This window comes from Pseudomonas sp. KH_017 (assembly GCF_057840285.1).
In genome coordinates, this window is sequence record NZ_CM174509.1 from 3,802,037 (window position 1) to 3,826,399 (window position 24,363).

Here is a 24,363-nt window from a genome sequence, read left to right on the forward strand (position 1 = left end):
CAGGTCTATTTGGCCCCGGCGGTGTATCCCGGCTGTATCCGTAAAGCGCTGGTTTTGTATGGCTGTACGCGGATCCCGTGCCCTGATACACAGCGATACACGAAAGCCGGTAGTCAGTTGATCACAGCGAAAGCCTGATGGTGTATCTGGTCGAGACCCTGACCTCGATCGATGTGATGGTGCACCAGTTGGTGGATCATCTGGACGGCGGATCGCGAAATGCCCCGCTGGGGATTTCCAACAGCGTGATGCTGGCGGAAATCACGGCGAACCGGGTGCTGGACCAAATCGACCCGCCCGAGTAATTACTGAATCTGTGGCTAACGCTGGCCCTGTGGCGAGGGCGAGGCTCAGTTCGGATCCAACAACCCGCCACTCCAGTTTCGCGACACCCGGCTGCCGGTGAATTTCGCCACCCCCATGCCCTGGGGTATAAGGCGATCGCGATAGCGCGTCACCAGGCGCCCCGCTTGTTCGGCGTGCAGCACCACTTCGGAGGTCGGGTCGCCCGGCCGCCCGAGAATCCGTGCAAAGCGCTGGCCTTCCTCGACGAAATCCCCCAGCTCCTTTTCGAAGATCAACACGCCGGGTTGCGGGGCGATGATGGTTTCCATGTGGCCCATTTCCACGGCTTCAACGGGCCAGTCAGCGGGCGCCACTGACTCATCGATGACGCCGCAACTGCACAGCCAGTTGTACAACCCTTCGGCATCCGACTCGGCAAAACGGTCGCTGACATCGCCCTGCCCGCGCAGCTCCAGGGTCGCAGCCATGCGTCCAGCAGTCACCCCGTCGCGTATCCACGGGGCAATGATGGTTTCCTCGAAGGAGCCATCGCCGCCGTCATCCCAGATAATCGCCACGTCCATCTTCATTGCCGCCGCCAGTTCGCGGCCACGGGGCCAGAAACTGCGGTGCACGTACAGGTACGGCAAGGCCTCGTCATCGGTGTGCAGGTCGAGCATCACATCGGCCGGGGCGGCCAGTTGCACCAGTTGCTTTTGCCATAGCTGAACGCAGGTCGAAGGTCGCTCCATGACCGCCGACTGGTCGAACGCGCGATTGAAGTTTTGCCCGGTGGCGTCGTGATAGCGGCCGAGGATCCGCCCCTGGCGAAACTGCCCGATACCCAGCGGATTGGCCTGCGGCACCACGGTCACATTACCCTTGAGCCGGCCTTGGGATTTGGCGGTTTGCAGTCGTTGCATCAGCAGGTGCAGGACCAGCATCCCGGCGATTTCATCGGCATGTACGCCGGCCTGCAGGTGTACGTTTGGCCCGCTGCCGTCGCCTGCATAGCGCCAGGCACCGACTCGCACGGCATCACCGTTGTTGTTGCGAACACTGAATGAAATATCCTGCGGCATTGGCTTTCCCTCCCGTCATGAACCTTGAAAAACGTTGTATCGCTGCTGCCGAGGCTGGTGATTGAACAGACGTTCAACTAAGCTCGGCATCGTGGAACCTCACCCAAGGACAGCCTTGTGACAACCGATGCCCCGAAAAACCGCCGCGCCGAACCCGATGACCGTCGCGAAATGCTGGTGGCTGCCACCCTGCGCTGCCTGGGCCGCGACGGTCACGCCGGGATTTCCGTACGGCGCATCGCCACCGAGGCCGGAGTGTCCGTGGGGTTGCTCAACCACCACTTCGGCAGCATCGAGGCACTGATCGCCGACACCTACCAGCGGCTCGCGAGTGAGCTGACCACCGCCCTGCTCCAGGAAATCGAGCAGGCCGAGACCCCCGCGCAAAAGATCGATGCCTTCCTCGAAGGCTCGTTCTCGCCCAGGGTCATGGACCCGAAACTGCTCGGCGTGTGGGTGGTGTTCTGGAGCCTGATCCGTCACTCCGAACACGTCAGCCAGTCCCACGAAAAAAGCTACCGCGCCTACCTTGATCTGATCCGCCAGTTGCTCGACGGGCTGGCCGCCAGCGAAGGCTTCGTGATTCACGACACGCGCCTGGCCGCCATCGGCTTATCGGCGATGCTCGACGGTCTTTGGCTCGAGTGGTGCCTGAACCCCGAGACCTTCAGCGCCGCTAACGGACTGCACATCTGCCGTTGCTGGATAAAGGGGCTGCGTCACGGAGCATTCAGCACCGACGACGTCCTGTGACGGATGCCGGCCGAAGATCATCGCCAGGGTGCCGCTGACCGCGATCAGCCCGGCACCGATCATCAGCGACATGTCCATCAGCGTGCCCCAGACCAGGCTCGACAGGGCAAACGCCCAGATCAGCCCGGTGTATTCGAACGGCGCGAGCAAGGTCGCGGTGGCGCGGCGGAAACTGGCGAACAACAGGAACTGGCCGATACCGCCCACCAGGCCGGCGCCGAGCATGCCCAGCCAGGCGGGCGTCGGCGCTGGCGTGTGGGTCCACGGCAGTGCGACCGCCATGCAAATCACGAACACCACGTTGGTGATCAGCATCTGCTCCAGCACTGAGGTCTGCTCATCCACCTGACGCAGCTGGATGTAAGTGAAAGCCCAGCACATCGCCGCCAGCAGGGTCAGGACGATCGGCAACGGATCGGTCATGTTGTCGGGGCGACAGGCAATGACCACCCCGACAAAACCGATGATCAGGCTGAACCACTGCCAGCCGCTGGCGCGTTCCTTGAGAATCACCGCTGCCAGCACCGTGACCATGATCGGCGCGGAAAAATACAGGGTGGTCATCTCGGCCAGGGTCAGGTCCCGGGCCGCCGTGTAGTACAGCACCCAGGCGACAATCGACAGCAAACCGCGGACCACCAGCAAGTGCCGGCTCGGCGAGCGCCAGGCCCGCTGGATCAGGCGCAGGCGCCCCGCCAGCAGCACTGCCACGACCACCACGGCGGCGCGCCAGAACAAAATGGTGACCACCGAATAGTCGGCCACCAGCCACTTGATGACCGCATCCTGCAACGACAGGAATGCGTAACCCAAGGTGCACAGGCCAATGCCCTGCAACGACCGGTCAACCCGTGGCGAACTCATCAGGCCGACCTGCGTACCGGCGTCCCGCGTCGCTCGGCAAAGGCAAACAGCGCTTCGATCAGGAACGTCAGGCAGACGTAAACGCCGGCCACCAGCAACAAGGGTTCGTACACCTGCAGGGTCTGCGCGCGGACCACGTTGGCGGCACCGAGCAGATCGATCACGGCGATGGTCGAGGCCAGCGCCGTGGACTTGAGCAGCATCACGGTTTCCCCGGCCAGGGTCGGCAGCAACAGGCGCATCGCCCGGGGCAAGCGTACCCGCAGCAAGGATTGGCGCGCGGTCATGCCAAAAGCCGAGGCCGCTTCCATTTCACCCTTGGGCACCGCCAGCAGGCCACCGCGAATCACTTCGCCGACATAAGCCCCCACCGACACCACCAGGGCGAACACGATGTACCAGTAACCATCGCGCAGGTACGGCCAGAGGAAACTGCCGCGAATCAGCGGGAACTGGGCAAACAGGCTGCCCAGGCCGTAGTAGAAAATGTAGATCTGGATCAGCAACGGCGTCCCGCGGGTGACGCTGGTGTAGAACAGGCTGACCTTGGCGATCACCTTGTTTTTCGAGATCCGCGCCAGCGCCACCAACACCGCCAGGACAAAACCGAACACACTGGAGATCAACAGGATCGCGAGGGTGGTTTGCAGCCCCCGGCCCAACAGTGCCGCGTATTCAACTATCCACGCTGGAATCATTTCATTCTCTCTGCCGGTTCAGTCAACAAGAGGCATCCAGCGACGAATGCGTCGCTCCAACCGTCCCGAAAGGTAGTTGGACACCAGCGTCACCGCGTAATACAGCGCCGCGGCCGTGAGGTAGAACAACAGATAGTGGCGCGTCGACCCCGCGCCTTGCTTGGCGGTGTACAGCAGCTCGTTGGTGCCGACCACGCTGATCAGCGCACTGTCCTTGATCAGGTTGATCCACAGGTTGGCCATCCCGGCCATCGCATACGGCGCCATGATCGGCAGCGTGACCCGACGGAACAGCCCGAAACCGCTGAGGCCGAACGCCTTGCCCGCTTCGATCTGGCCGAAGGGAATCGCCTGGATCGCCGCGCGGAAAATCTCCGAGGCGTAGGCACCCTGCACCAGCCCCAGCACCACGATGGCCGCCAGCGGACCGCTGACATTGACCACGCCGTAGCCGAGTTGGGACATCAGCGAATTGAGGAGCATGGAGCCGACGTAGTACAGCAACAGAATCAGCAGCAATTCCGGAACCGCCCGGAACACCGTGGTGTAGCCGCGCATCAGCGCTGCAATCGGCTTCGGCGCGCCAAGCTTGAGGCACGCCACCACCAGCCCGATGGCCAACCCGAGCACAAAGGCCCCGGCGGAAATCTGCAGGGTCATCCAGAGCCCCTTCAACAGCGCACTGCCCCATCCCTGCTCGGTGAAATTGATCAGATCGAACATTGCCGGCATTTCAGTCTCCAGTTGGCGGATCTGCACCTTCCCATGTGGGAGCGGGCTTGCTCGCGAAAGCGGTGTGTCAGTCGACATCATTGCTGAATGTGATGCCGCCTTCGCGAGCAAGTCGAATCGTCGCACCGCCGCTCCCACAGGAGATTTGCGTCTGCGCAAGTGTTGCGTTTAGCCAGCCATCAGAACGCAGGCTTCACGCTGGTGCCGAAGTAGCTCTGGGACAGCTCGTCGTAGTCCTTGCTCGCCAGCAATTCCTGGATGGCCTTGTCCAGTCTGGCCTTGAGCTCGGTGTCGTCCTTGCGCAGGCCGGCGCCCACGCCTTTGCCGAAGATCGGGTCATACGGCACGGTGCCGAGGTAGGCCAGGTCCTTGGCGTCCGGGGTCTTGATGAACGCGGCCATGGCAGTGCCGTCGGCCATCATCAGGTCGATGCGCCCGGCAATCAGGTCGGCATTGGCCGAGTCCTGGGTGTCGTAGTACTTAACGTCGGCAATTTTTTCGTAATAGGTCTTCAGGTAGCTGGCGCTCACGGTCGAGTTCTGCACGCCGATGATCTTGCCCTTGAGGTCATCCGGGTACTTCTTCACCGCCGCCTCTTTCGGGCCGACGAGAGCAATCACCGAGTCGTAGTAGGCCTTGCTGAAGGCGATCTGTTTTTCCCGTTCTTCGGTCACCGACATCGAGGAAAAGATCACGTCGATCTTCTTCGCCAGCAGCGACGGAATGATGCCGTCCCACGCCACTTCCTTGATCTCGCATTCGGCTTTCATTTCGCTGCACAGCTTGTGGATCAGGTCGACTTCAAAACCTTTCCACACGCCGTTGGCCTGCTTTTCGGTGTACGGCGGATAAGGTTCGGCTGCGACCGCGAACCTGATCGGTTGCGCTTGGGCGGCACTCATACCGGCCAGCATTACGCAGGCCGCACCGGTCAACCAGTTTGCAAAACGTCGATTTCCCATGTTGTTTTCCCGTCTTTTTATGATGAGTTAGCGAGTCTGATGAGCGTTGACGAATTGCCGGCAACGCTCGCTGCGTGGGTGTACGAACACTTCGTCCGGCGAACCGGTTTCCTCGATCAGCCCTTGATGCAAAAAGGCGACTTTGGAAGAGACATCGCGTGCAAAGGCCATTTCATGGGTCACCAGGATCATGGTCCGGCCTTCTTCGGCGAGGGAGCGGATCACCCGCAGCACTTCCCCGACCAGTTCCGGGTCGAGTGCCGAGGTGGGTTCATCGAACAGCATGACCTTGGGCCGCATGGCCAGGGCCCGGGCGATGGCCACCCGTTGTTGCTGTCCCCCGGAGAGAAACGCCGGGTACTCGTTGCGCTTGGCCGCAAGCCCGACGCGCTCGAGCAGGGCTTCGGCCCGTTCAGTGGCCTCCGCACGGCTTTCACGCAAGACCTGGGTCGGCGCTTCGATGAGGTTTTCCAGCACCGTGCGATGGGGCCAGAGGTTGAAGTTCTGGAACACCATGCCCAGGCTGGAACGGATGCGCACCAGCTGCTTGGCGTCCGACACCAGCGGTGCGCCGGGGCGATTCTGGTTAAGGTGAATGCTTTCGCCATCAACCAGGATGCGCCCCTGGTCCGGCACTTCGAGCATGTTGATGCAGCGCAGCAAGGTACTTTTGCCCGAGCCGCTGGCACCGATCAAGGAGATCACGTCGCCCTCGCGGGCGGTCAGGGAAACGCCCTTGAGCACTTCGATATTGCCGAAGCGTTTGTGCAGGCCATCGACCTCGATCATGGTCTTGGCCGCGACCGGTTCGACGGTCGCGGGGCTGGTCACCGTGCCGATCACCGGCCGCGGCGCTTCACCATTGAGTACCTGGACAAAGCCGCGAATACGCTGGCAGGCCTGGGCCAATCGCTCGTCACTGAGGGTGAACGACAGCCGCACAAACCCCTGGGCCGGCTCACCGAATGCCGCAGCATCCAGCACCGAGACACCGGCTTCGCGCAGCAGGCGCCAGGCGAATTCCAGCGAGGTCAGGCCGGTGCCGCGTACGTCCACCAGTACGAACATGCCGGCATCGGGGTTGAGCACGCTGATGCCCGGGCAATCCGCCAGGCCGGACACCACCAGATCGCGGCGCCGGCGATAGATCTCGCGCATGCCGTGGGTGACTTCGTCATGGGACTGCACGGCCTTGAGCGCCGCTTCCATGACAAACCCGGGCAAGCCGTACAGCATGCTCAACACCAGGGTTTCGACATGATTGACCAAGGCTTCATTGGCCACGACCCAGCCGATGCGCCAACCGGTCATGGCATGGGATTTGGACAGGCTGCCGATCACCACGCAGCGCTCGGCCATGCCCGGCAACGCCGCCAGGCTCAGGTGTTCACGCTCGTAGGCGAGGCTCTCGTAGACCTCGTCCACCACCACCCACAGGTCATGGGCGATGGCGAGTTCGGCGATGGCTTGCAGCTCTTCGCGACCCAGTACCACGCCGGTGGGGTTGTTCGGGTTGGAGAAGAAAATCGCCCGAGTGCGCGGGGTAATGGCCTTGGCCAACACGGCGGCATCGAGGCGAAAACCCGAGTCCGCCGCGCAAGGCACCCGCACCAGCGTGGCGCCGGACGCCTTGAGCGTCGCTTCGTAGGTGACGTACATCGGATCGAAGGCAATCACTTCATCGCCGGCACCGAGCAGGCACATCGAGGTGGCGAACAAGGCGTTCTGCGCACCTGCCGTGAGAATGACGTTCGACGCCTGCAGTTCGCGGTCGATCAACTGGCTGTAGCGGCCGGCAATGGCCTCGCGCAAGGCCTGGCGACCGGCGATCTCGGTGTAGTGGGTATCCCCTTCACGCAAGGCGTGGATGGCGGCATCGGTAATGAAATCGGGGGTGGGGAAATCCGGGTCGCCGACGCTGAGGATGATCACGTCCTCGCCTTTGCGCTGTGCCGCGCTGGCCGCGTAGTGGATATCCCAGGCGGCAACGCCTTGGCCACTGATCCGTTCAACAAAGGGTGAAAACCGCATGCCAGTGCCTCGTTCGAATTGAAGAAACGCAAGCCCGCAACCAGCCGGGGGAAGGTGGCCCCCAACATAGTCCAGACTGAACACTCGTTCAACAGAAAACTGGCGAGGCTTCGCGTTCAGCGCAAACAGGTCGTTTTCACGACAGTCGCGCCGTTTTTCAGCACGGCGCAATCAAGCGACGTGAAACGATTTTGCTGACGGCTCCCAGCACCAGGGCCACGAGAATCAGCCCCGCAGCCACCGCAAACGTCAACCGCATCCCCTGCGCGATGGCCTCAGGTTGCGCCTGCAAAATATCGTCGCTGGCCGTGCCGAAGGCGAACACAGCGCCCATGACCGAGGCGCCCGTGATCAGCCCGAGATTGCGCGACAACCCGAGCAAACCGGAAACCACACCACGCTGCTGCGCCTCGATTTCCAGCATGACGGCGGTATTGTTGGCCGCCTGGAACAGCGCATAACCGGCGGTAATGACAGCAAGCGGCACGATGTAGCCGGGCACACCGAACGCCATCGGCAGGGCCGGCAGGATGCAAGCGCCAGTCAACATGGCGATCAATCCAGTCGTGCTGGCTCGATACGCGCCCAAGCGGTCGACCCATCTGCCCGCCGGTACGCCTGCCAGCGCGGCTACCAGCGGTCCTGTCGACATCGCCAGCCCAACGCTCACTGCATTCAACGCCAGTGCACCAGTGAGGTAAAACGGCCCTACCACCATGGTCGCCATGACCACGGTGGTCACCAGCATACTCATGACGAATCCTGCGCTCATCTGCGAGTTACGGAACATCGCCAATCGAACCAGAGGCGACTCGGCTGTGTGCTCGACGAATACAAACACGCCCAGCCCAACAACTGTCACCAGCAACAGCGTGATGTTCAGCGGCCCCAAGGTGCCACGCCCAATGGTCATTGCCAGTGCAAAAGCCAGCAGCGTCAGAACCAGCACCAGCGTGCCGGGCACATCGAAGCCTGCTCGATCCGCCCTCTTCTCACTGCGATCATTCGGCAAAAAGTAGAGCGTGAGCCCAATCGCCAAGACACCCAAGGGTAGGTTCAGCAGAAAAATCCCCTGCCAGCCCACCTGGGCAATCAACACGCCGCCAAGCGTCGGCCCCAGTGAGGTGCCAATCGCTGACATCGTGCCGAGCACGCCCATCGCGCTGCCCATTTTTTCCTTGGGCACCGCCCCGCTCACCAGCGCCATGGTCAGCGCCATCATGGTCGCCGCGCCGACGCCCTGTAAGGCACGGGCGGCAATCAGCAGCCACAGATTGGGCGCCAGGGCGCAGAGGAGCGAAGCGACGGTAAACACCACAATGCCGATCAGCAGCAATCGCCGCCGCCCCATGAGGTCGCCGAGCCGGCCGACGCTGACGATCAGCGCGGTGACGCTCAGCAAGTAGGCGAGCACCACCCACTGCACGGCCTGGAACGACGCTGAAAACGCCTCGGCCAGTGTCGGTAAACCCACGTTGGCAATGCTGGTGCCCAGGGACGACAGCAGCATGGATAACGACAGGCTGGCCAAGGCTCCCCGAATCGATATGGACTTCATTTTCTCGCGACTCCGCAAACAGGTTGTCCGAAGCCTAAGCCCGGCCATAACATGGCGGAAGACGCAGCAATTGCACTTTATATGTGCATATAACGCCACCTACTTACAAACCAATGTGGGAGCGGGCTTGCTCGCGAAAGCGGTGTGTCAGTCGACATCATTGCTGAATGTGATGCCGCCTTCGCGAGCAAGCCCGCTCCCAAAGGAATTGATTCGATGTCCGATCTGAATCTGTTGATCACCCTGAACGTGTTGCTCGAAGAAGGCAGCGTGGCCCGCGCTGCGCAGCGTTTGCGCCTGAGTCCGTCAGCCATGAGCCGGGCGCTGGCAAGATTGCGCGAAACCACGGGCGATCCGCTGCTGGTGCGGGCCGGGCGCGGACTGGTTCCCACGCCCCGGGCGCTGGAGCTGCGTGAGCGCGTCGGCGCGCTGGTGCAGGACGCCGAAGCTGTCCTGCGCCCCGCCGAGGCACTCGATCTCGATCAACTGGTGCGCACCTTCACCCTGCGCACCAGCGATGGCTTCGTGGAGAATTTTGGGCCGCCACTGATCGCCCGTATCCATCAGGAGGCACCCGGTGTCCGCCTGAATTTCGTGCAGAAGCTGAACAAGGACAGCACCCTGCTGCGCGAAGGCTCGGTGGATCTGGAAACCGGTGTGATCGGCGAATCCACCAGCCCGGAAGTGCGCACCCGGATGCTGTTTCGCGACCGGTTCATTGGCGTCGTGCGCAAGGGTCATCCACTGGCTCGTGCCGAGATGACGCCTGTTCGTTATGCTGCCGCCCGGCACATTCTGGTCTCGCGCCGGGGCCACGAAAAAGGCGTCATGGACGACGCCTTGAATGAGCTGGGACTGAAGCGGGACATCGCCACCATTGTCGCCGGTTTCTCTTCGGCGATTGCATTGGCGCGGGCTTCAGACCTGGTCGCCAGCGTACCGCAGCGGCACGTCGGCAACCTGTGCCAGGGGATGCACTGCTTTGCCCTGCCCTTCCCCACGCCGGCGATCACGGTTTCGATGCTGTGGCACCCGCGCATGGACGCCGACCCGGCGCATCGCTGGCTGCGCGGTTGTGTGTGGGAGGTTTGCAGTCAGCAATAACCCCGGTGGGCCGCCTATTCCTTCAGGATCAGCAGCGGCTCGCCTTTGTTCACGATGTAGGTCGCCAGTTCCGAGGCCTTGTCCTGACCCACGTTTTTCGCCACATGGGCGACGCCTTCGGGGATGTACAACGAATCACCGGCCTTGAGCGTCACCGGTGCCCGCCCTTCCAGTTGATACTCGAAGGTACCGCTGATCACATGCGCCACCTCGACACCCGGGTGAGCATGTTTGGGCGACGTCACGCCCTGATCGAAGTCCACCAGCACCTGAAGGACTTCGCGATCCGCGGCGCCCAGGTCTTCGCGTACCAGGTCGGTGCGATGCAGGCCCTGCTGCCAGCTTTTCATCGCCGGGGCCGGCTGTGCTTCCTGGGCTTGTGAGAGGCTCGCGAAAGTGGCGAGTCCTGCGGCGGCCAGGACGAGGCCAAGCTTGCCGAGGGTGTGACGGGTGTGGGTACGCAACATTGTCTTTCCTCCAGTTGAACCACGCCAGGCCGCGCCGAAAGTGGCGCGATGCCGGTGGTTCCATTTGAAGGCCGCCGTGTATCGTCCGGGTGTCGGGAAACGGCGGTTTTGTATGCCCGGGTAACGGCGGGTGTTGCGGATACCTGCGGATACAAAGCCGCAGCCGAGGGCACGCCATTGTGACCACCGGCATCGTGGCCAATGGCGAAGATGAAGTGACCGCGACCCGATCCCACTCAGGTCGCGGCAATGTCAGGCTTTTTGGATCACGCCAGATCGAAGCGATCCAGGTTCATCACTTTTGTCCACGCAGCGACGAAGTCCTTGACGAACTTCTGTTGCGCATCGGCGCAGGCATAGAATTCGGCCAAGGCGCGCAACTGCGCATTGGAACCGAAGACCAGGTCAACCCGGGTACCCGTCCACTTCACTGCACCGGTTTTGCGATCGCGCCCTTCATACTCTTGCTGGGCATCCGATACCGGCTTCCACTCCACGCCCATATCCAGCAGGTTGGTGAAGAAGTCATTGGTCAAGGCTTCCGGACGCGTGGTGAACACACCGTGTCTGCTCTGGCCGACATTGGTGTTCAACACGCGCAAGCCGCCCAGTAACACCGTCATTTCCGGCGCGCTTAGCGTCAGCAGTTGCGCCTTGTCGATCAGCAGTTTTTCCGCCGGCACACGGTACTGTTGCTTCAGGTAATTACGGAAGCCGTCGGCAATCGGTTCAAGGTAACCGAAGGAGTCGACATCGGTCTGCTCCTGGCTGGCGTCCATGCGCCCCGGCGTGAAAGGCACCGTCACGCTTTGGCCGGCATTTTTCGCGGCCTGTTCCACACCCACGCCACCGGCGAGCACGATCAGGTCGGCCAGGGAGATTTTCTTGCCGCCACTGTTGAACTCGTTCTGGATGCTTTCGAGTTTTGCCAGCACGCGGGCCAGTTGTTCTGGCTGGTTGGCCTCCCAGGAATTCTGCGGCGCCAGGCGCAGACGCCCGCCATTGGCGCCGCCGCGTTTGTCGGAGCCACGGAAAGAGGAAGCCGCCGCCCAAGCTGTAGACACAAGCTGCGAGACTGACAGCCCCGAGGCCGCAATCTTGCCCTTGAGCGCGGCGACATCGCTGTCGTTGACCAGTGGATGGTCGACGGCAGGGATCGGGTCCTGCCACAGCAGCTCTTCGTTCGGCATTTCCGGGCCGAGGTAGCGTGAGAGCGGCCCCATGTCACGGTGAATCAGCTTGTACCAGGCACGGGCGAAGGCGTCGGCCAACTGGTCTGGATTGGCCAGGAAGCGCCGCGAAATCGGCTCATAGATCGGGTCGAAGCGTAGCGACAGGTCCGTGGTCAGCATGGTCGGATCGCGCCGTCTGGACGGATCATGGGCATCCGGAATGGTGCCGGCGCCAGCGCCGTTTTTCGGCTTCCACTGGTTTGCCCCCGCCGGGCTCTTGGTCAGTTCCCATTCGTAACCGAACAGGTTCTCCAGGTAGTTGTTGCTCCACTGGGTTGGCGTGGTCGTCCAGGTCACTTCCAGGCCGCTGGAGATGGTGTCGCCACCTTTACCGGTACCGAACGTGCTCTTCCAGCCCAAGCCCTGCAGTTCGAGGCCGGCGGCTTCGGGCTCAGGTCCGACATGGTCGACAGTACCGGCACCGTGGGTTTTGCCGAAGGCGTGACCGCCCGCGATCAGCGCGACGGTTTCCTCGTCGTTCATGGCCATGCGCGCAAAGGTTACACGGATGTCCTTGCCGGCGGCGACCGGATCGGAGTTGCCTTCAGGGCCTTCGGGGTTTACGTAGATCAGGCCCATCTGCACGGCTGCGAGTGGGGTTTCCAGATTGCGCTCTACGGGAGCTTGCCCGGCATCTTTGCCATAACGCACGTCGCCACCCAGCCACGTGCTTTCCGAGCCCCAGTAGACGTCTTCGTCCGGCTCCCAGACATCCGGGCGGCCACCGGAAAAACCAAAGGTCTTGAAGCCCATGGACTCCAGTGCAACGTTGCCGGCGAGGACGATCAGGTCGGCCCAGGAGACTGTGTTGCCGTACTTTTGCTTGATTGGCCAAAGCAGCCGACGGGCCTTGTCGAGGCTGACGTTGTCCGGCCAGCTGTTGAGCGGTGCAAAGCGTTGCTGGCCGGAGCCGGCGCCGCCCCGGCCGTCACCGGTGCGATAGGTGCCTGCGGCGTGCCAGGACATGCGGATAAAAAAAGGCCCATAGTGACCGAAGTCCGCTGGCCACCAGTCCTGGGAATCGGTCATCAGCGCAGTCAGGTCTTTTTTCAGCGCCTGGAAGTCCAGGCTCTTGAAGGCTTCGGCGTAGTTGAAGTCGCCCCCCAACGGGTCAGACTTGGGCGAGTGTTGACTCAAGATCTTCAGGTTCAGTTGGTTCGGCCACCAGTCGCGGTTCGTCGTGCCACCGCCCGCGGCGTTATTGAACGGGCATTTCGATTCAGTTGACATGGCATCTCCTCTTGATTTTGTTTTCAGCTAACCATCCTTAAGCGTGGATCCGGATCACCGATTGAAGAAATAGCTTTTCGGTATGGGATCCATAGCCTTAAGGCTATGACAGCCCAGTGATCAGTCGCTCCAGAACATCCATTAAAGTACCGGTCCGGGAAACTGTCGCTCCATCTGGGGAGATAGCTGATAAACAGTTCAAATCAGCAAGGAAATGCAAGATCATGAACACCTGCCACAATGGATAGGTAGCCTTTGCTGCAAGGACGCTGGCGCTCGTAAGAATTGTTTGCCGCGAGAGGTTTCGCCATGCTCCTCAAAGCCATTGTCATCTGGTCATTGCTGTCGATCATCATCGCCGCCGTGTTCTGTCGCCTGATGCATAACGCCAAGGTCGCCGACCGGGCGCTCAAGATCGCCAGGCCGGATCATCAGCCTCATGAACGAAACGTTGGCAATGCTTCCATGCCCCGGGACAAAAGTGGCGGCGACGACTCGGATTACCACGCGGCCTGAGCCATTCAGGGCGTTCCTGCGCTCAATAAAAAACCGGCTATTCAGCCGGTTTTTTTATGTCACTCAACAGCACTTCGGTCCGGCTTTACTGCCGTAACGGGCCTCCTGGCGTTCGCGGAAGAACGCCTCGTAGTCCATCACCGGTTTGTCCGGGTGTTTGGTCTGCATATGCTCGACGTAGTTGTCGTAGTCGGGCATGCCGACCATCAGGCGTGCAGCCTGACCGAGGTATTTACCCAGGCGACTCAGGTCATTGAACATGATCAGGCATCCGGCAGCGCTTGATATGGCGCTTCCTTGTCCGTGCGTTCCTTGGTGCCCCAGGCAGCGATGCCGACCTTGAGCGCGAAGAACAGGATGCTGAACACCACGAACAGGAACAGCGCGGTCAGCGTCGCGTTGGTGTAGGCGTTGAAGATCACGTGTTGCATCTGGTCAATGGTCTTGGCCGGGGCCAGCACCTGACCATTGGCCAGGGCATCGCTGTATTTCTTCGCCAGGGCGAGGAAGCCGATCGCCGGGTTGGCGTCGAACAGCTTGATGAAACCGGCGGTGGTGGTGCAGATCAGCAACCAGACCGCCGGCAGCAAGGTGACCCAGACATAACGCTGGCGCTTCATCTTGATCAGGACCACGGTGCCGAGCATCAGCGCGATACCGGCCAGCATCTGGTTGGAGATACCGAACAGCGGCCACAAGGTGTTGATACCGCCCAGCGGATCGATCACGCCCTGGTACAGCAGATACCCCCACATGGCCACGCAACCGGCGGTTGCTACCAGGTTGGCGGTCCAGGATTCGGTGCGTTTGAGCGCCGGCACGAAGGAACCGAGCAAGTCCTGCAGCATGAAGCGACCGGCGCGGGTACCGGCGTCGACCGCGGTCAGGATGAACAGCGCTTCGAACAGGATCGCGAAGTGGTACCAGAACGCCATGGTGTTTTCACCTGGCAGAACACTGTGCAGGATCTGCGCGATACCGACCGCCAGGGTCGGCGCGCCGCCGGCACGGGCGAGGATGGTGGTTTCACCGATGTCGTGGGCCACCGCTTGCAGGGCTTCCGGGGTAATGGCGAAGCCCCAACTGCTGACGGTTTGTGCAACGGCAACCGCATCGGCGCCAACCACAGCCGCCGGGCTGTTCATCGCGAAATACACGCCCGGATCGATGACCGATGCAGCGACCATGGCCATGATCGCCACGAAGGATTCCATCAGCATGCCGCCGTAACCGATGTAACGGGCATGCCCTTCACTGGCGAGCAGCTTCGGCGTGGTGCCGGAGGCGATCAGCGCGTGGAAACCGGAGACCGCGCCACAGGCGATGGTGATGAACAGGAACGGGAACAGACCGCCCTTCCATACCGGGCCGGTGCCGTCGATGAACTGGGTCAGCGCCGGCATTCTCAGCTCGGGCATTGTCACCAGAATGCCAATCGCCAGGGCGACGATCGTGCCGATCTTCAGGAAGGTGGAGAGGTAATCACGGGGCGCCAGGATCAGCCACACCGGCAACACCGCTGCGACAAAACCGTAGCCGATCAGCATCCAGGTGATCTGCAGACCGGTAAAGGTAAAGGCCTTGGCCCACACCGGATCCGCGGCAACCTGCCCACCCAGCCAGATCGAACCGAGCAGCAACAGCACACCGATGATGGATATTTCACCGATGCGGCCCGGGCGGATGTAGCGCATGTAGATGCCCATGAACATCGCGATCGGGATGGTCGCCATCACCGTGAAAATGCCCCACGGGCTCTCGGCCAGGGCCTTGACCACGATCAGCGCCAGCACCGCGAGGATGATGATCATGATCAGGAAGCAGCCGAACAGCGCGATGGTGCCGGGGATGCGGCCCATTTCTTCACGGACCATATCGCCCAGCGAGCGGCCATTGCGGCGGGTGGACATGAACAGGACCATGAAGTCCTGCACGGCACCGGCCAGCACCACGCCGGCGATCAGCCACAGCGTGCCGGGCAGGTAGCCCATCTGCGCTGCCAATACCGGGCCAACCAGAGGCCCCGCGCCGGCGATGGCGGCGAAGTGGTGACCGAAGAGTACGTGTTTGTTGGTCGGCACGTAGTCCAGACCATCGTTGTTGAGCACAGCCGGAGTGGCCCGATTGGGATCGAGCTGCATCACTTTATTGGCGATGAACAGGCTGTAGTAGCGGTAGGCAACAAGGTAGATGGCGACGGCTGCGACTACGATCCACAGGGCGTTGATCGCTTCGCCGCGGCGCAGGGCCACGACACTCAGCGCAATCGCTCCCAGGACAGCCACGGCAAACCAGGCGAGGTGTTTAGCCAGACGGGGCATAGCGTGTCTCCTGCCGACAGCCAGTGACTGCGGCGGTAATTTTTATAATTGTGTCCGCGGTGCGGAGCTGGCCCAATATCTGCGCATGCCGTCCACAAATAAATCCGCGTTACTACGTACGTGGTCTCTACGTAGTTCTACGTAGAGACCACGATCTCCCTGTGGGAGCGGCGGTGCGGCGATCCGACTTGCTCGCGAAAGCGGTGGATCAGTCAATATTGATGTCAGCTGACCCACCGCTTTCGCGAGCAAGTCGGATCGCCGCACCGCCGCTCCCACATTGGTTTCGCATTTCACCCCGGCCAATGGTCATTCCGTCCAACAAGGCTGTGTATCTTTGGCATATGATCCCGAGCCTTCGCGCGGGCAGGAGTCAACATGCAGCTCAAACACAAGATCGTCGCCCTCGGGATTCTGCCGCTGGTGCTGGCCATCGCCGTCATCTGCGCGCTGGTGATTTCCCTCAACCGCCAATTGGGCGATCAACAGGCGCAGTTGATCGAAGACAGCATTCTGGCGAGCAAGCGCGCGGAACTTAAAAACTACGTGGAAATGGCCCAGAGCCTGATCGCGCCCCTGTACGACGACGGCCACGGCGACGCCCACGCCCAGCAACGAGTGCTGGAAGAACTGCGCAAGCTCAGCTTCGGCATCAACGGCTACTTCTTCGTCTACGACCACGAAGGCCGTAGCCTGATGCACGCACGCCAGTCGGAACTGGTGGGCCAATACCTGTGGGACATGAAAGACCCCCACGGCCTGCCGGTGATTCAGGCGCTACTGAAAAGCGCGCAATCGGGCGAAGGTTTTCAACGCTACGCCTGGAACAAACCCTCCTCCGGCCAGGTGACCGACAAGCTCGCCTACGTGGTGATGCTCGATCGCTGGGGCTGGATGCTCGGCACCGGCATCTACCTCGAAGACGTCGAACGCGCCACCCAGCAGGCCCGTGCCGAAGTGGCCATGGGCATCCGCAAGACCATGATGGCGATTGCCGTGGTCGCCCTGGTCGCGGTGCTGTTCGTGTTCGCCACCGGCATGACCCTCAATGTCAGCGAACATCGGCTGGCGGACAAGAAACTGCAGCGCCTGACCCAGCGCATCGTCAGCCTGCAGGAGGAAGAACGATCCCGGGTGTCTCGTGAACTGCACGACGGCATCAGTCAGGTGCTGGTCTCGATCAAGTTCCAGTTCGAACTGGCCAGCCATCTGCTGGAACGCGGACAAGCCCACGACAAGGGCTTGGACACGCTGAAAGATGCCACCGAGCGCCTGGGCGATGCCATCGGTGAAGTCCGCAGTCTCTCCCATGACCTGCGCTCATCCTTGCTCGACACCCTTGGCCTGCCGGCGGCCATCGGCCAATTGGCCGCGGAATTCGAACAGCGCAGCGGGCTGACCGTGACCTATGACGAAAATGAATTCGACTGCCAACTGGTCGACGGCGCGGCTGTTTCGCTGTTCCGCATCGTCCAGGAAGGCCTGACCAATATCGAACGCCATGCGCAGGCGAAGAACGTGTCCATTACCCTGCGCGGCTGCGACGAGTCCGTGCGGCTGACGGTGGTCGATGACGGCATCGGTTTCAACGTCGCCCTGGTCGAACGTCGTCAGGCCGGCATTGGCTTGCGTAACATCCGCGAACGCGTCGAACATTTTGGCGGGCGCTTCGATCTGATCTCGATGCCGGGCAGAAGTGAGCTGGACGTACGGCTGCCGATGAAACCTGGCGCAAAACTACAAGAGTGAAACCTTGCATGAACCTGCCCTCTCCGATCCGCGTCGCCCTGGTCGACGATCACTCCCTGGTCCGCGACGGCATCAAGGCGTTGCTGGCCGTGATGTCGCCCCTGGAAATGGTCGGCGAAGCGGAAAACGGCGCCGAGGCCATCGAAATGGTCGGACGCTGCCAACCGGACCTGCTGCTGGTCGACATCAGCCTGCCGGACATGAACGGCCTGGAGCTGACCCGCGTGCTGCGCAGCCAGTACCCGTCGCTCAAGGTGCTGGTGCTGAGCATGTACGACAATTACGAATACGTCAGTGAGTCGGTGCGCTCCGGCGCCAGCGGCTACGTGCTGAAGAACGCCCCGTCACGGGAAATCATCGCCGCCATCGAAGCCATCAGCAGCGGCGGAACCTTCTACAGCGCCGAAATCGCCCAGCGGCTGATCGCCGACAGGAACACCGACAACGAACTGACCCCGAGGGAAAGCCAGGTGCTGTCGAAGATGGCGCAAGGCTTGAACAACAAGGAAATGGCCCGGGAGCTGGATATCAGCGTGCGTACGGTGGAGACACACCGCTTGAGCATTCGGCGCAAGCTCAACATCGACAAGCCGGCGGCACTGGTCAAGTACGCCCTGGATCACGGACTCATTTCCCGCTAACCCCCCAAACCCTGTGGGAGCGGGCTTGCTCGCGAAGGCGTTGTGTCAGTCGACAACATTGCTGGCAATGCCGACGCCTTCGTCGGAACGCCGCCCGGAGCAAGCCCGCTCCCACAAGGATCACCGAATCAACCATTGACTGCGTCGATAGTCACCATTGATTCAATGAAGTTCTCTTAAAAAATCCCCGGCGTAACATCTGCTCCATACCAACCAATAACACCCCGGAGCACACCATCATGAAACGCCAAACTCTTCTCGGCATCGCTTTCTCGGTTTTTGCAGTCAACGCTTTCGCCGCTACCTCTGCTCAACCTGTTGTCGCTGAGGGCGGCTCGGATCGTCTGATTGAAAGCCGTGTGGCTGAGGGTGGCTCCGATCGTCTGATCGAGAAACGCGTCGCAGAAGGTGGTTCCGACCGCCTGATCGAAAGCCGCAACGCCTGAATGCATGGCGGTACCGCAAGACTCGACGAAAGACCCGGCCTGAACAGCCGGGTTTTTTTTGCATTTTTTTTGAGCGGCCGTACGACGCATTTCCCCCGCCCTGCCGCCTTTTTATCGCCGTCCGACCAGAAACTCCGTTCAGGGTCTTGTGCTATCGGTATTATGGTATACCATCAGACGCACAGACACCAAAACCTCTACGGAGCAGCTCATGAGTTTCGAAATCCGCAAGATCGTCAGCTATGTCGAAGAAACCTTTATTGAAGGCGGCAAAGCCACCGATAAGCCCGTGACCATGGTCGGTCTGGCCGTGGTGATGAAGAACCCCTGGCTGGGCAACGGTTTTGTCGAAGACCTGAAACCACAGATCCGCGCCAACTGCTCCGACCTCGGCGCGCTGATGGTCGAGCGCCTGGTGGGCATCATTGGCGGTGCCGAGAAAATCGAGGCTTACGGCAAGGCTGCCGTGGTCGGCGCCGACGGCGAAATCGAACACGCTTCGGCGGTGATCCACACCCTGCGCTTCGGCAACCATTACCGCGAAGCGGTCAAGGCCAAGAGCTACCTGAGCTTCACCAACAAGCGCGGCGGCCCGGGCACTTCGATCCAGATCCCGATGATGCACAAGGACGACGAAGGCCTGCGTTCGCACTACATCACCCTGGAAATGCAGATCGAAGACGCCCCGCGTGCCGACGAAATCGTCGTGGTCCTGGGTTGCGCCGACGGCGGCCGCCTGCACCCGCGCATCGGCAACCGCTACATCGACCTGGAAGAACTGGCAGCCGAAAAAGCCCAGTAACCGGCCAGCAGAACGACAACAAGAAGGCATTGCAGGAGCGCTCCATGATTCGGCTCACCGCTGAACTCACCCCGGCTGGCACCAGTTACCTGGCGACCGGCCAAGGCCAGCCCGTGGTCTTGATCCACGGCGTGGGCCTGAACAAAGAAATGTGGGGCGGCCAGATCGTTGGCCTGGCCACGCAGTACCGCGTCATCGCCTACGACATGCTCGGCCATGGCGCCAGCCCGCGCCCGGAAAGTGGTACGCCGCTGCTCGGTTATGCCGACCAGTTGCTGGAGCTGCTCGACCACCTGCAATTGCCCAAGGCAACGGTGATCGGTTTTTCCATGGGCGGGCTGGTGGCGCGGGCCTTTGCCCTGCACTACCCGCAACGCCTGGAAGGCCTGGTGGTGCTCAACAGCGTGTTCAACCGCAGCGCCGAACAGCGCGCCGGGGTCATCGCCCGCACCAGCCAGGCTGCCGAGCACGGGCCGGACGCCAATGCCGAAGCGGCGCTGTCGCGCTGGTTCAGCCGTGAATACCAGGCCGCGAACCCGGCGCAGATCGCCGCGATTCGCCAGACCCTGGCCGGCAATGACCCGCAGGGTTACCTGACCACTTATGAACTGTTCGCCACCCAGGACATGTACCGCGCCGACGACCTGGCCAGCATCCAGGTACCGACGCTGATCGCCACCGGCGAACTGGACCCCGGTTCGACCCCGGAAATGGCCAAGCAACTGGCCGAACGCATTCCCGGTGCGACCGTTGCCGTGCTCGCCGAGCAACGGCATATGATGCCCGTAGAGTCTCCGCGCCTGGTCAACCAGCTGTTGCTGGAGTTTCTGCAGGCCGCACATTCCAAACAAAACCAGATCAAGGGGATCGTTGCATGACACTCGCACGCTTCCAGATGTGCATCGGCGGTGAATGGGTCGATGCCCTGTCCGGCAAGACCTTCGAAAGCCTCAACCCGGCGCTGGCCGAGCCTTGGGCCGAATTGCCCGATGCCGGCGAAGCCGATGTCGAGCGCGCCGTACAAGCCGCGCAAACCGCTTTCGACAGCCCGGCATGGCGCGGTTTGACCGCCACCGCACGCGGCAAATTGCTGCGACGCCTGGGCGACCTGATCGCCGAGAACAAGGAACAACTGGCGCAGCTGGAAAGCCGCGACAACGGCAAGCTGATCCGCGAAACCCGTGGCCAGGTTGGCTATCTGCCGGAGTTCTTCCACTACACCGCCGGCCTGGCGGACAAGCTCGAAGGCGGCACCCTGCCGCTGGACAAGCCGGACCTGTTTGCCTACACCGTGCACGAAGCCATGGGCGTGGTCGCCGCGATCATTCCGTGGAACAGCCCGCTGTACCTGACCGCGATCAAACTGGCCCCGGCCCTCGCGGCGGGCAACACCATCGTGATCAAGCCCTCGGAACACGCCTCGGCAACCATCCTCGAACTGGCACGCCTGGCGCTGGAAGCCGGGATTCCGCCGGGAGTGGTCAACGTTGTCACCGGTTATGGCCCGAGCACCGGCGCCGCCCTCACCCGCCATCCGCTGATCCGCAAAATCGCCTTCACCGGCGGTGCGGCCACGGCCCGGCATGTGGTGCGCAGCAGCGCCGAGAACTTCGCCAAGCTGTCGCTGGAACTGGGGGGCAAATCGCCGAACATCATCTTCGCCGACGCCGACCTCGACAGCGCGATCAACGGCGCCATCGCCGGGATCTACGCCGCCTCCGGGCAGAGCTGCGTGTCCGGTTCGCGCTTGCTGGTGCAGGACGAGATCTACGACGAGTTCGTCGGCCGTCTGGTGGAACGCGCCCAGCGCATCCGCATCGGCAACCCGCAGGACGACAGCAGCGAGATGGGCCCGATGGCCACCGCGCAGCAACTGGCCGTGGTCGAAGGCCTGGTGGCTGATGCCATCGCCGAAGGCGCGCGTCTGCGCCTGGGCGGCAAGCGTCCGACCAATCTGGGCGACGGCTGGTTCTATGAGCCGACGCTGTTCGAGTGTGACCACAACTCGATGAAGATCATGCAGGAAGAAGTCTTTGGCCCGGTGGCTTCGGTCATCCGTTTCAAGGACGAAGCCGAAGCCCTGGCGATTGCCAACGACTCGCAGTTCGGCCTCGCCGCCGGCATCTGGACCCGCGACCTGGGCCGCGCCCATCGCCTGGCCCGGGACGTGCGTTCGGGGATCATCTGGGTCAACACCTACCGCGCAGTCTCGGCCATGGCGCCGATCGGCGGCTTCAAGAACAGTGGCTACGGACGCGAAAGCGGCATCGATTCGGTGCTGGCCTACACCGAGCTGAAAACGGTGTGGATCAACCTGTCCCAGGCACCGATGCCTGATCCCTTCGTGATGCGCTAGGAGTCCTGGAAAATGATCGAACCCGGCATTTACAAAGACGTGATGAGCTCGTTCCCGTCCGGGGTCACGGTGGTCACCACCCTCGACCCGGATGGCGGCATCGTCGGCATCACCGCCAGCGCCTTCAGTGCGCTGTCGATCGACCCGGCACTGGTGCTGTTCTGCCCCAACTACGGCTCAGACACCTACCCGGTACTGCGCGACAGCAAGCAGTTCGCGATTCACCTGCTGTCCGCCGAGCAGACCGCCGAAGCCTATGCCTTCGCCGGTAAAGGCAAGGACAAGGCCAAAGGCATCGAGTGGCATTTGAGCGATCTGGGTAACCCGATCCTGGCGAAGGCCACGGCGATCATCGAGTGCGAACTGTGGCGCGAATACGACGGCGGCGATCACGCGATCATCGTCGGCGCGGTGAAGAACCTGATCCTGCCCGCGCAACCGGTGACGCCGATGATCTACCACAAAGGCAAGCTGGGCCCGTTGCCCACCCTGGCCTGATGGCTCGACACAATCCCCCTGTGGGAGCGGGCTTGCTCGCGAAGGCGGTGGGTCAGTCAATATTGATGTCAACTGACACTCCGCCTTCGCGAGCAAGCCCGCTCCCACAGGGTCCACCACTTTACTCAGGAGCCGGCATGAGCCCAGCAGCCTCGTTACTGTTCCGCCAACAGGCCTACATCAACGGCCAGTGGCTGGACGCGCCGGATGGCGCCTGTCAGGACATCTTCAACCCGGCCACCGGTGAACTCATCGGCCGGGTGCCGAACCTCGGCGCCGAACACGCGCGCCTGGCTATCGAGGCCGCCAACAAGGCCTGGCCGGCCTGGCGCGCACTGACCGCCAAAGAGCGCAGTAATACGCTCAAGCGTTGGCATGCCTTGATGCTGGAAAACGCCGACGCCCTGGCACAAATCCTCACCCTCGAACAAGGCAAGCCACTGACTGAGGCCAAGGGTGAAATCCTCTACGCCGCGAGCTTCATCGAGTGGTTCGCCGAAGAGGCCAAGCGCATCTACGGCGACACCATTCCCAGCCACAAGGGCGATGCGCGCATCGTGGTCAGCAAGGAGCCGATTGGCGTCGTCGCGGCCATCACGCCGTGGAACTTCCCGGCGGCGATGATCACCCGCAAGGCCGGCCCGGCACTGGCGGCCGGTTGCCCGTGCATCGTCAAGCCGGCCCCGGAAACGCCGTTCTCGGCATTGGCCATGGCGGCGCTGGCGGAACAGGCCGGCATTCCCGCCGGGATCTTCAACGTGATTACCGGTGACGCCATCGCCATCGGCGCCGAACTGACCGCCAGCCCGCAGGTGCGCAAACTGTCGTTCACCGGCTCCACCGCCATCGGCAAGCTGCTGATGGCCCAGTGCGCGCCAACGCTGAAAAAAGTCTCGCTGGAACTGGGCGGCAACGCGCCGTTCATTGTCTTCGACGACGCCGATCTGGAGCGTGCCGTCGATGGTGCGCTGATCGCCAAATTCCGCAACGCCGGGCAGACCTGCGTCTGCGTCAATCGCTTCCTGGTTCAGGACGGCATTCACGACGCCTTTGTCGCACGCCTGGCCGAGCGGGTTTCACAACTCAAGGTCGGCAGCGGTTTCGAGGATGGCGTCACCCAAGGGCCGCTGATCAACGAGCGAGCCGTGGCCAAGGTGGAAGACCATGTGCAAGACGCCCTGGCAAACGGCGCACAATTGCTGTGCGGCGGCGAACGCCATGCATTGGGCAATGGGTTCTTCCAGCCGACCGTGCTCAGCGGCGTCACCACGCAGATGAAGGTCGCCCGGGATGAAACCTTTGGCCCGTTGGCCGCCGTATTCCGTTTCGACACCGAGGCCCGGGCCGTCGAGATGGCCAACGACACCGAATTCGGCCTGGCCGCCTACTGCTACACCCGCGACCTGGGCCGCGCCTGGCGCATGAGCGAGGCACTGGAGTACGGCATGGTCGGGATCAACGAAGGGCTGATTTCCACCGAAGTCGCGCCGTTCGGCGGCATCAAATCCTCAGGCTTGGGCCGTGAAGGGTCGAAGTACGGCATCGAGGATTACCTGGAACTCAAATACACCTTGATGGGCGGTCTCTGAGCCCACGGGAGCTACGCAAATGAACAACGAAAAGTATGAAAAAGGCCTGAAGATCCGCACCCAGGTGCTGGGCGAGGCTTACGTCAATCGTTCCATCGAAAACGCCGACGACTTCACCCGACCGTTGCAGGAAATGGTCACCGAATATTGTTGGGGTCATGTCTGGGGCCGTGAGGGTTTGTCGCTCAAGGAGCGCAGCATGATCAACCTGGCGATGATCTCGGCCCTCAACCGGCCCCATGAACTCAAGCTGCATGTGCGCGGCGCCTTGCGTAACGGCCTGAGTCGTGAGCAAATACGCGAAATATTGCTTCAGGTCGGCATTTATTGCGGTGTCCCCGCTGCCGTAGACAGTTTCCGGCTCGCCCGTGAAGCCTTCGCCGAAGCCGATGCCGAGGCCTCCAGTTAACCCTTGGCTGTTTGATCTGACCGGGCACCCAGATTCCC

At 62.0% G+C, this 24,363-nt stretch carries 21 protein-coding genes and 3 pseudogenes; 13 read left to right on the plus strand and 11 right to left on the minus strand.

Translation table 11 applies throughout. From position 1 onward, the window contains the following. Positions 1–125: 125 nt before the first annotated feature. A pseudogene (locus AC3IT6_RS17295) lies at positions 126–305 on the plus strand (DUF6124 family protein); the annotation flags it as partial. A 45-nt stretch (positions 306–350) separates the two neighbouring features. Here the strand turns inward: AC3IT6_RS17295 and AC3IT6_RS17300 are convergent. Next, positions 351–1,367, minus strand: coding sequence for a M14 family zinc carboxypeptidase (locus AC3IT6_RS17300; RefSeq protein WP_489351445.1), 1,017 nt, complete (start codon positions 1,365–1,367; stop codon positions 351–353). A 171-nt stretch (positions 1,368–1,538) separates the two neighbouring features. On the opposite strand from AC3IT6_RS17300, the pseudogene AC3IT6_RS17305 reads away from it, so the two are divergent. Continuing rightward, positions 1,539–2,024: pseudogene (locus AC3IT6_RS17305) on the plus strand (TetR family transcriptional regulator C-terminal domain-containing protein); the annotation flags it as partial. Here the strand turns inward: AC3IT6_RS17305 and AC3IT6_RS17310 are convergent. The 6 genes from AC3IT6_RS17310 to AC3IT6_RS17335 form a co-directional block, all read right to left on the minus strand. Continuing rightward, complete coding sequence (locus AC3IT6_RS17310) at positions 1,980–2,984, minus strand: DMT family transporter (protein WP_489351447.1); 1,005 nt, start codon at positions 2,982–2,984, stop codon at positions 1,980–1,982. The pseudogene AC3IT6_RS17305 and the gene AC3IT6_RS17310 sit on opposite strands and share 45 nt — an antisense overlap. Continuing rightward, positions 2,984–3,682 carry an ABC transporter permease gene (locus AC3IT6_RS17315; RefSeq protein WP_489351449.1) on the minus strand — a complete coding sequence of 233 codons (699 nt, stop codon included), beginning with the start codon at positions 3,680–3,682 and terminating at the stop codon, positions 2,984–2,986. Before AC3IT6_RS17315 ends, AC3IT6_RS17310 begins: the two co-directional genes overlap by 1 nt. Before the next feature lie 18 nt (positions 3,683–3,700). Continuing rightward, on the minus strand, positions 3,701–4,414 hold the full coding sequence (locus AC3IT6_RS17320; protein ID WP_489351451.1) for an ABC transporter permease: 714 nt from the start codon (positions 4,412–4,414) through the stop codon (positions 3,701–3,703). A 179-nt stretch (positions 4,415–4,593) separates the two neighbouring features. Next, positions 4,594–5,376, minus strand: coding sequence for a transporter substrate-binding domain-containing protein (locus AC3IT6_RS17325; protein ID WP_489351453.1), 783 nt, complete (start codon positions 5,374–5,376; stop codon positions 4,594–4,596). A gap of 27 nt (positions 5,377–5,403) precedes the next feature. Then, positions 5,404–7,407, minus strand: a complete 2,004-nt coding sequence (locus tag AC3IT6_RS17330; protein WP_489351455.1) for an aminotransferase class I/II-fold pyridoxal phosphate-dependent enzyme — start codon at positions 7,405–7,407, stop codon at positions 5,404–5,406. A 157-nt stretch (positions 7,408–7,564) separates the two neighbouring features. Beyond that, the gene (locus AC3IT6_RS17335) at positions 7,565–8,965 is read right to left on the minus strand and encodes an MFS transporter (protein WP_489351457.1); all 1,401 of its coding nucleotides are present in this window, start codon (positions 8,963–8,965) and stop codon (positions 7,565–7,567) included. Between the two features lie 216 nt (positions 8,966–9,181). Between AC3IT6_RS17335 and AC3IT6_RS17340 the strand changes: the two genes are divergently transcribed. Continuing rightward, the gene (locus AC3IT6_RS17340; protein ID WP_489351459.1) at positions 9,182–10,069 is read left to right on the plus strand and encodes a LysR family transcriptional regulator; all 888 of its coding nucleotides are present in this window, start codon (positions 9,182–9,184) and stop codon (positions 10,067–10,069) included. A gap of 14 nt (positions 10,070–10,083) precedes the next feature. Here AC3IT6_RS17340 and AC3IT6_RS17345 read toward each other — a convergent pair whose 3' ends face one another. Then, positions 10,084–10,536: a cupin domain-containing protein gene (locus AC3IT6_RS17345; protein WP_489351461.1), complete on the minus strand. Its 453-nt coding sequence runs from the start codon at positions 10,534–10,536 to the stop codon at positions 10,084–10,086. 266 nt (positions 10,537–10,802) lie between these two features. Continuing rightward, a complete protein-coding gene (katG, locus tag AC3IT6_RS17350; protein ID WP_489351463.1) occupies positions 10,803–12,998 on the minus strand; it encodes a catalase/peroxidase HPI in 2,196 nt (731 codons plus the stop codon). Between the two features lie 309 nt (positions 12,999–13,307). On the opposite strand from katG, the gene AC3IT6_RS17355 reads away from it, so the two are divergent. Beyond that, entirely contained in the window at positions 13,308–13,514 is a 207-nt protein-coding gene (locus AC3IT6_RS17355; RefSeq protein WP_489351465.1) for a hypothetical protein, read from the plus strand. Positions 13,515–13,577: 63 nt separating this feature from the next. Here the strand turns inward: AC3IT6_RS17355 and AC3IT6_RS17360 are convergent, their stop codons facing one another. Together AC3IT6_RS17360 and AC3IT6_RS17365 are read right to left on the minus strand one after the other, a co-directional pair. Beyond that, positions 13,578–13,775 (minus strand): YbdD/YjiX family protein, encoded by a 198-nt coding sequence (locus tag AC3IT6_RS17360; protein WP_007976534.1) that lies wholly within the window; start codon positions 13,773–13,775, stop codon positions 13,578–13,580. Between the two features lie 2 nt (positions 13,776–13,777). After that, entirely contained in the window at positions 13,778–15,835 is a 2,058-nt protein-coding gene (locus AC3IT6_RS17365; protein ID WP_489351467.1) for a carbon starvation CstA family protein, read from the minus strand. 378 nt (positions 15,836–16,213) lie between these two features. Between AC3IT6_RS17365 and AC3IT6_RS17370 the strand changes: the two genes are divergently transcribed. The 9 genes and pseudogenes from AC3IT6_RS17370 to AC3IT6_RS17410 all read left to right on the plus strand — a co-directional run bounded on the left by AC3IT6_RS17370 (position 16,214) and on the right by AC3IT6_RS17410 (position 24,325). Then, positions 16,214–17,584, plus strand: a complete 1,371-nt coding sequence (locus tag AC3IT6_RS17370; RefSeq protein WP_489351469.1) for a cache domain-containing protein — start codon at positions 16,214–16,216, stop codon at positions 17,582–17,584. Positions 17,585–17,592: 8 nt separating this feature from the next. Beyond that, entirely contained in the window at positions 17,593–18,225 is a 633-nt protein-coding gene (locus tag AC3IT6_RS17375; protein ID WP_046042521.1) for a response regulator, read from the plus strand. 239 nt (positions 18,226–18,464) lie between these two features. Next, positions 18,465–18,668, plus strand: a pseudogene (locus AC3IT6_RS17380) (phage infection protein); the annotation flags it as partial. A gap of 214 nt (positions 18,669–18,882) precedes the next feature. After that, positions 18,883–19,473 (plus strand): amino acid synthesis family protein, encoded by a 591-nt coding sequence (locus tag AC3IT6_RS17385; RefSeq protein WP_007978708.1) that lies wholly within the window; start codon positions 18,883–18,885, stop codon positions 19,471–19,473. Between the two features lie 44 nt (positions 19,474–19,517). Beyond that, positions 19,518–20,351 (plus strand): alpha/beta fold hydrolase, encoded by an 834-nt coding sequence (locus AC3IT6_RS17390; protein ID WP_489351471.1) that lies wholly within the window; start codon positions 19,518–19,520, stop codon positions 20,349–20,351. Then, positions 20,348–21,829, plus strand: a complete 1,482-nt coding sequence (locus AC3IT6_RS17395) for an aldehyde dehydrogenase (RefSeq protein ID WP_489351473.1) — start codon at positions 20,348–20,350, stop codon at positions 21,827–21,829. Before AC3IT6_RS17390 ends, AC3IT6_RS17395 begins: the two co-directional genes overlap by 4 nt. 12 nt (positions 21,830–21,841) lie before the next feature. Continuing rightward, positions 21,842–22,327, plus strand: coding sequence for a flavin reductase family protein (locus tag AC3IT6_RS17400; RefSeq protein ID WP_110662724.1), 486 nt, complete (start codon positions 21,842–21,844; stop codon positions 22,325–22,327). A 137-nt stretch (positions 22,328–22,464) separates the two neighbouring features. Further along, positions 22,465–23,916 carry an NAD-dependent succinate-semialdehyde dehydrogenase gene (locus AC3IT6_RS17405; protein ID WP_489351475.1) on the plus strand — a complete coding sequence of 484 codons (1,452 nt, stop codon included), beginning with the start codon at positions 22,465–22,467 and terminating at the stop codon, positions 23,914–23,916. Between the two features lie 19 nt (positions 23,917–23,935). Then, positions 23,936–24,325 carry a carboxymuconolactone decarboxylase family protein gene (locus AC3IT6_RS17410; RefSeq protein WP_007991919.1) on the plus strand — a complete coding sequence of 130 codons (390 nt, stop codon included), beginning with the start codon at positions 23,936–23,938 and terminating at the stop codon, positions 24,323–24,325. Positions 24,326–24,363: the final 38 nt, after the last annotated feature.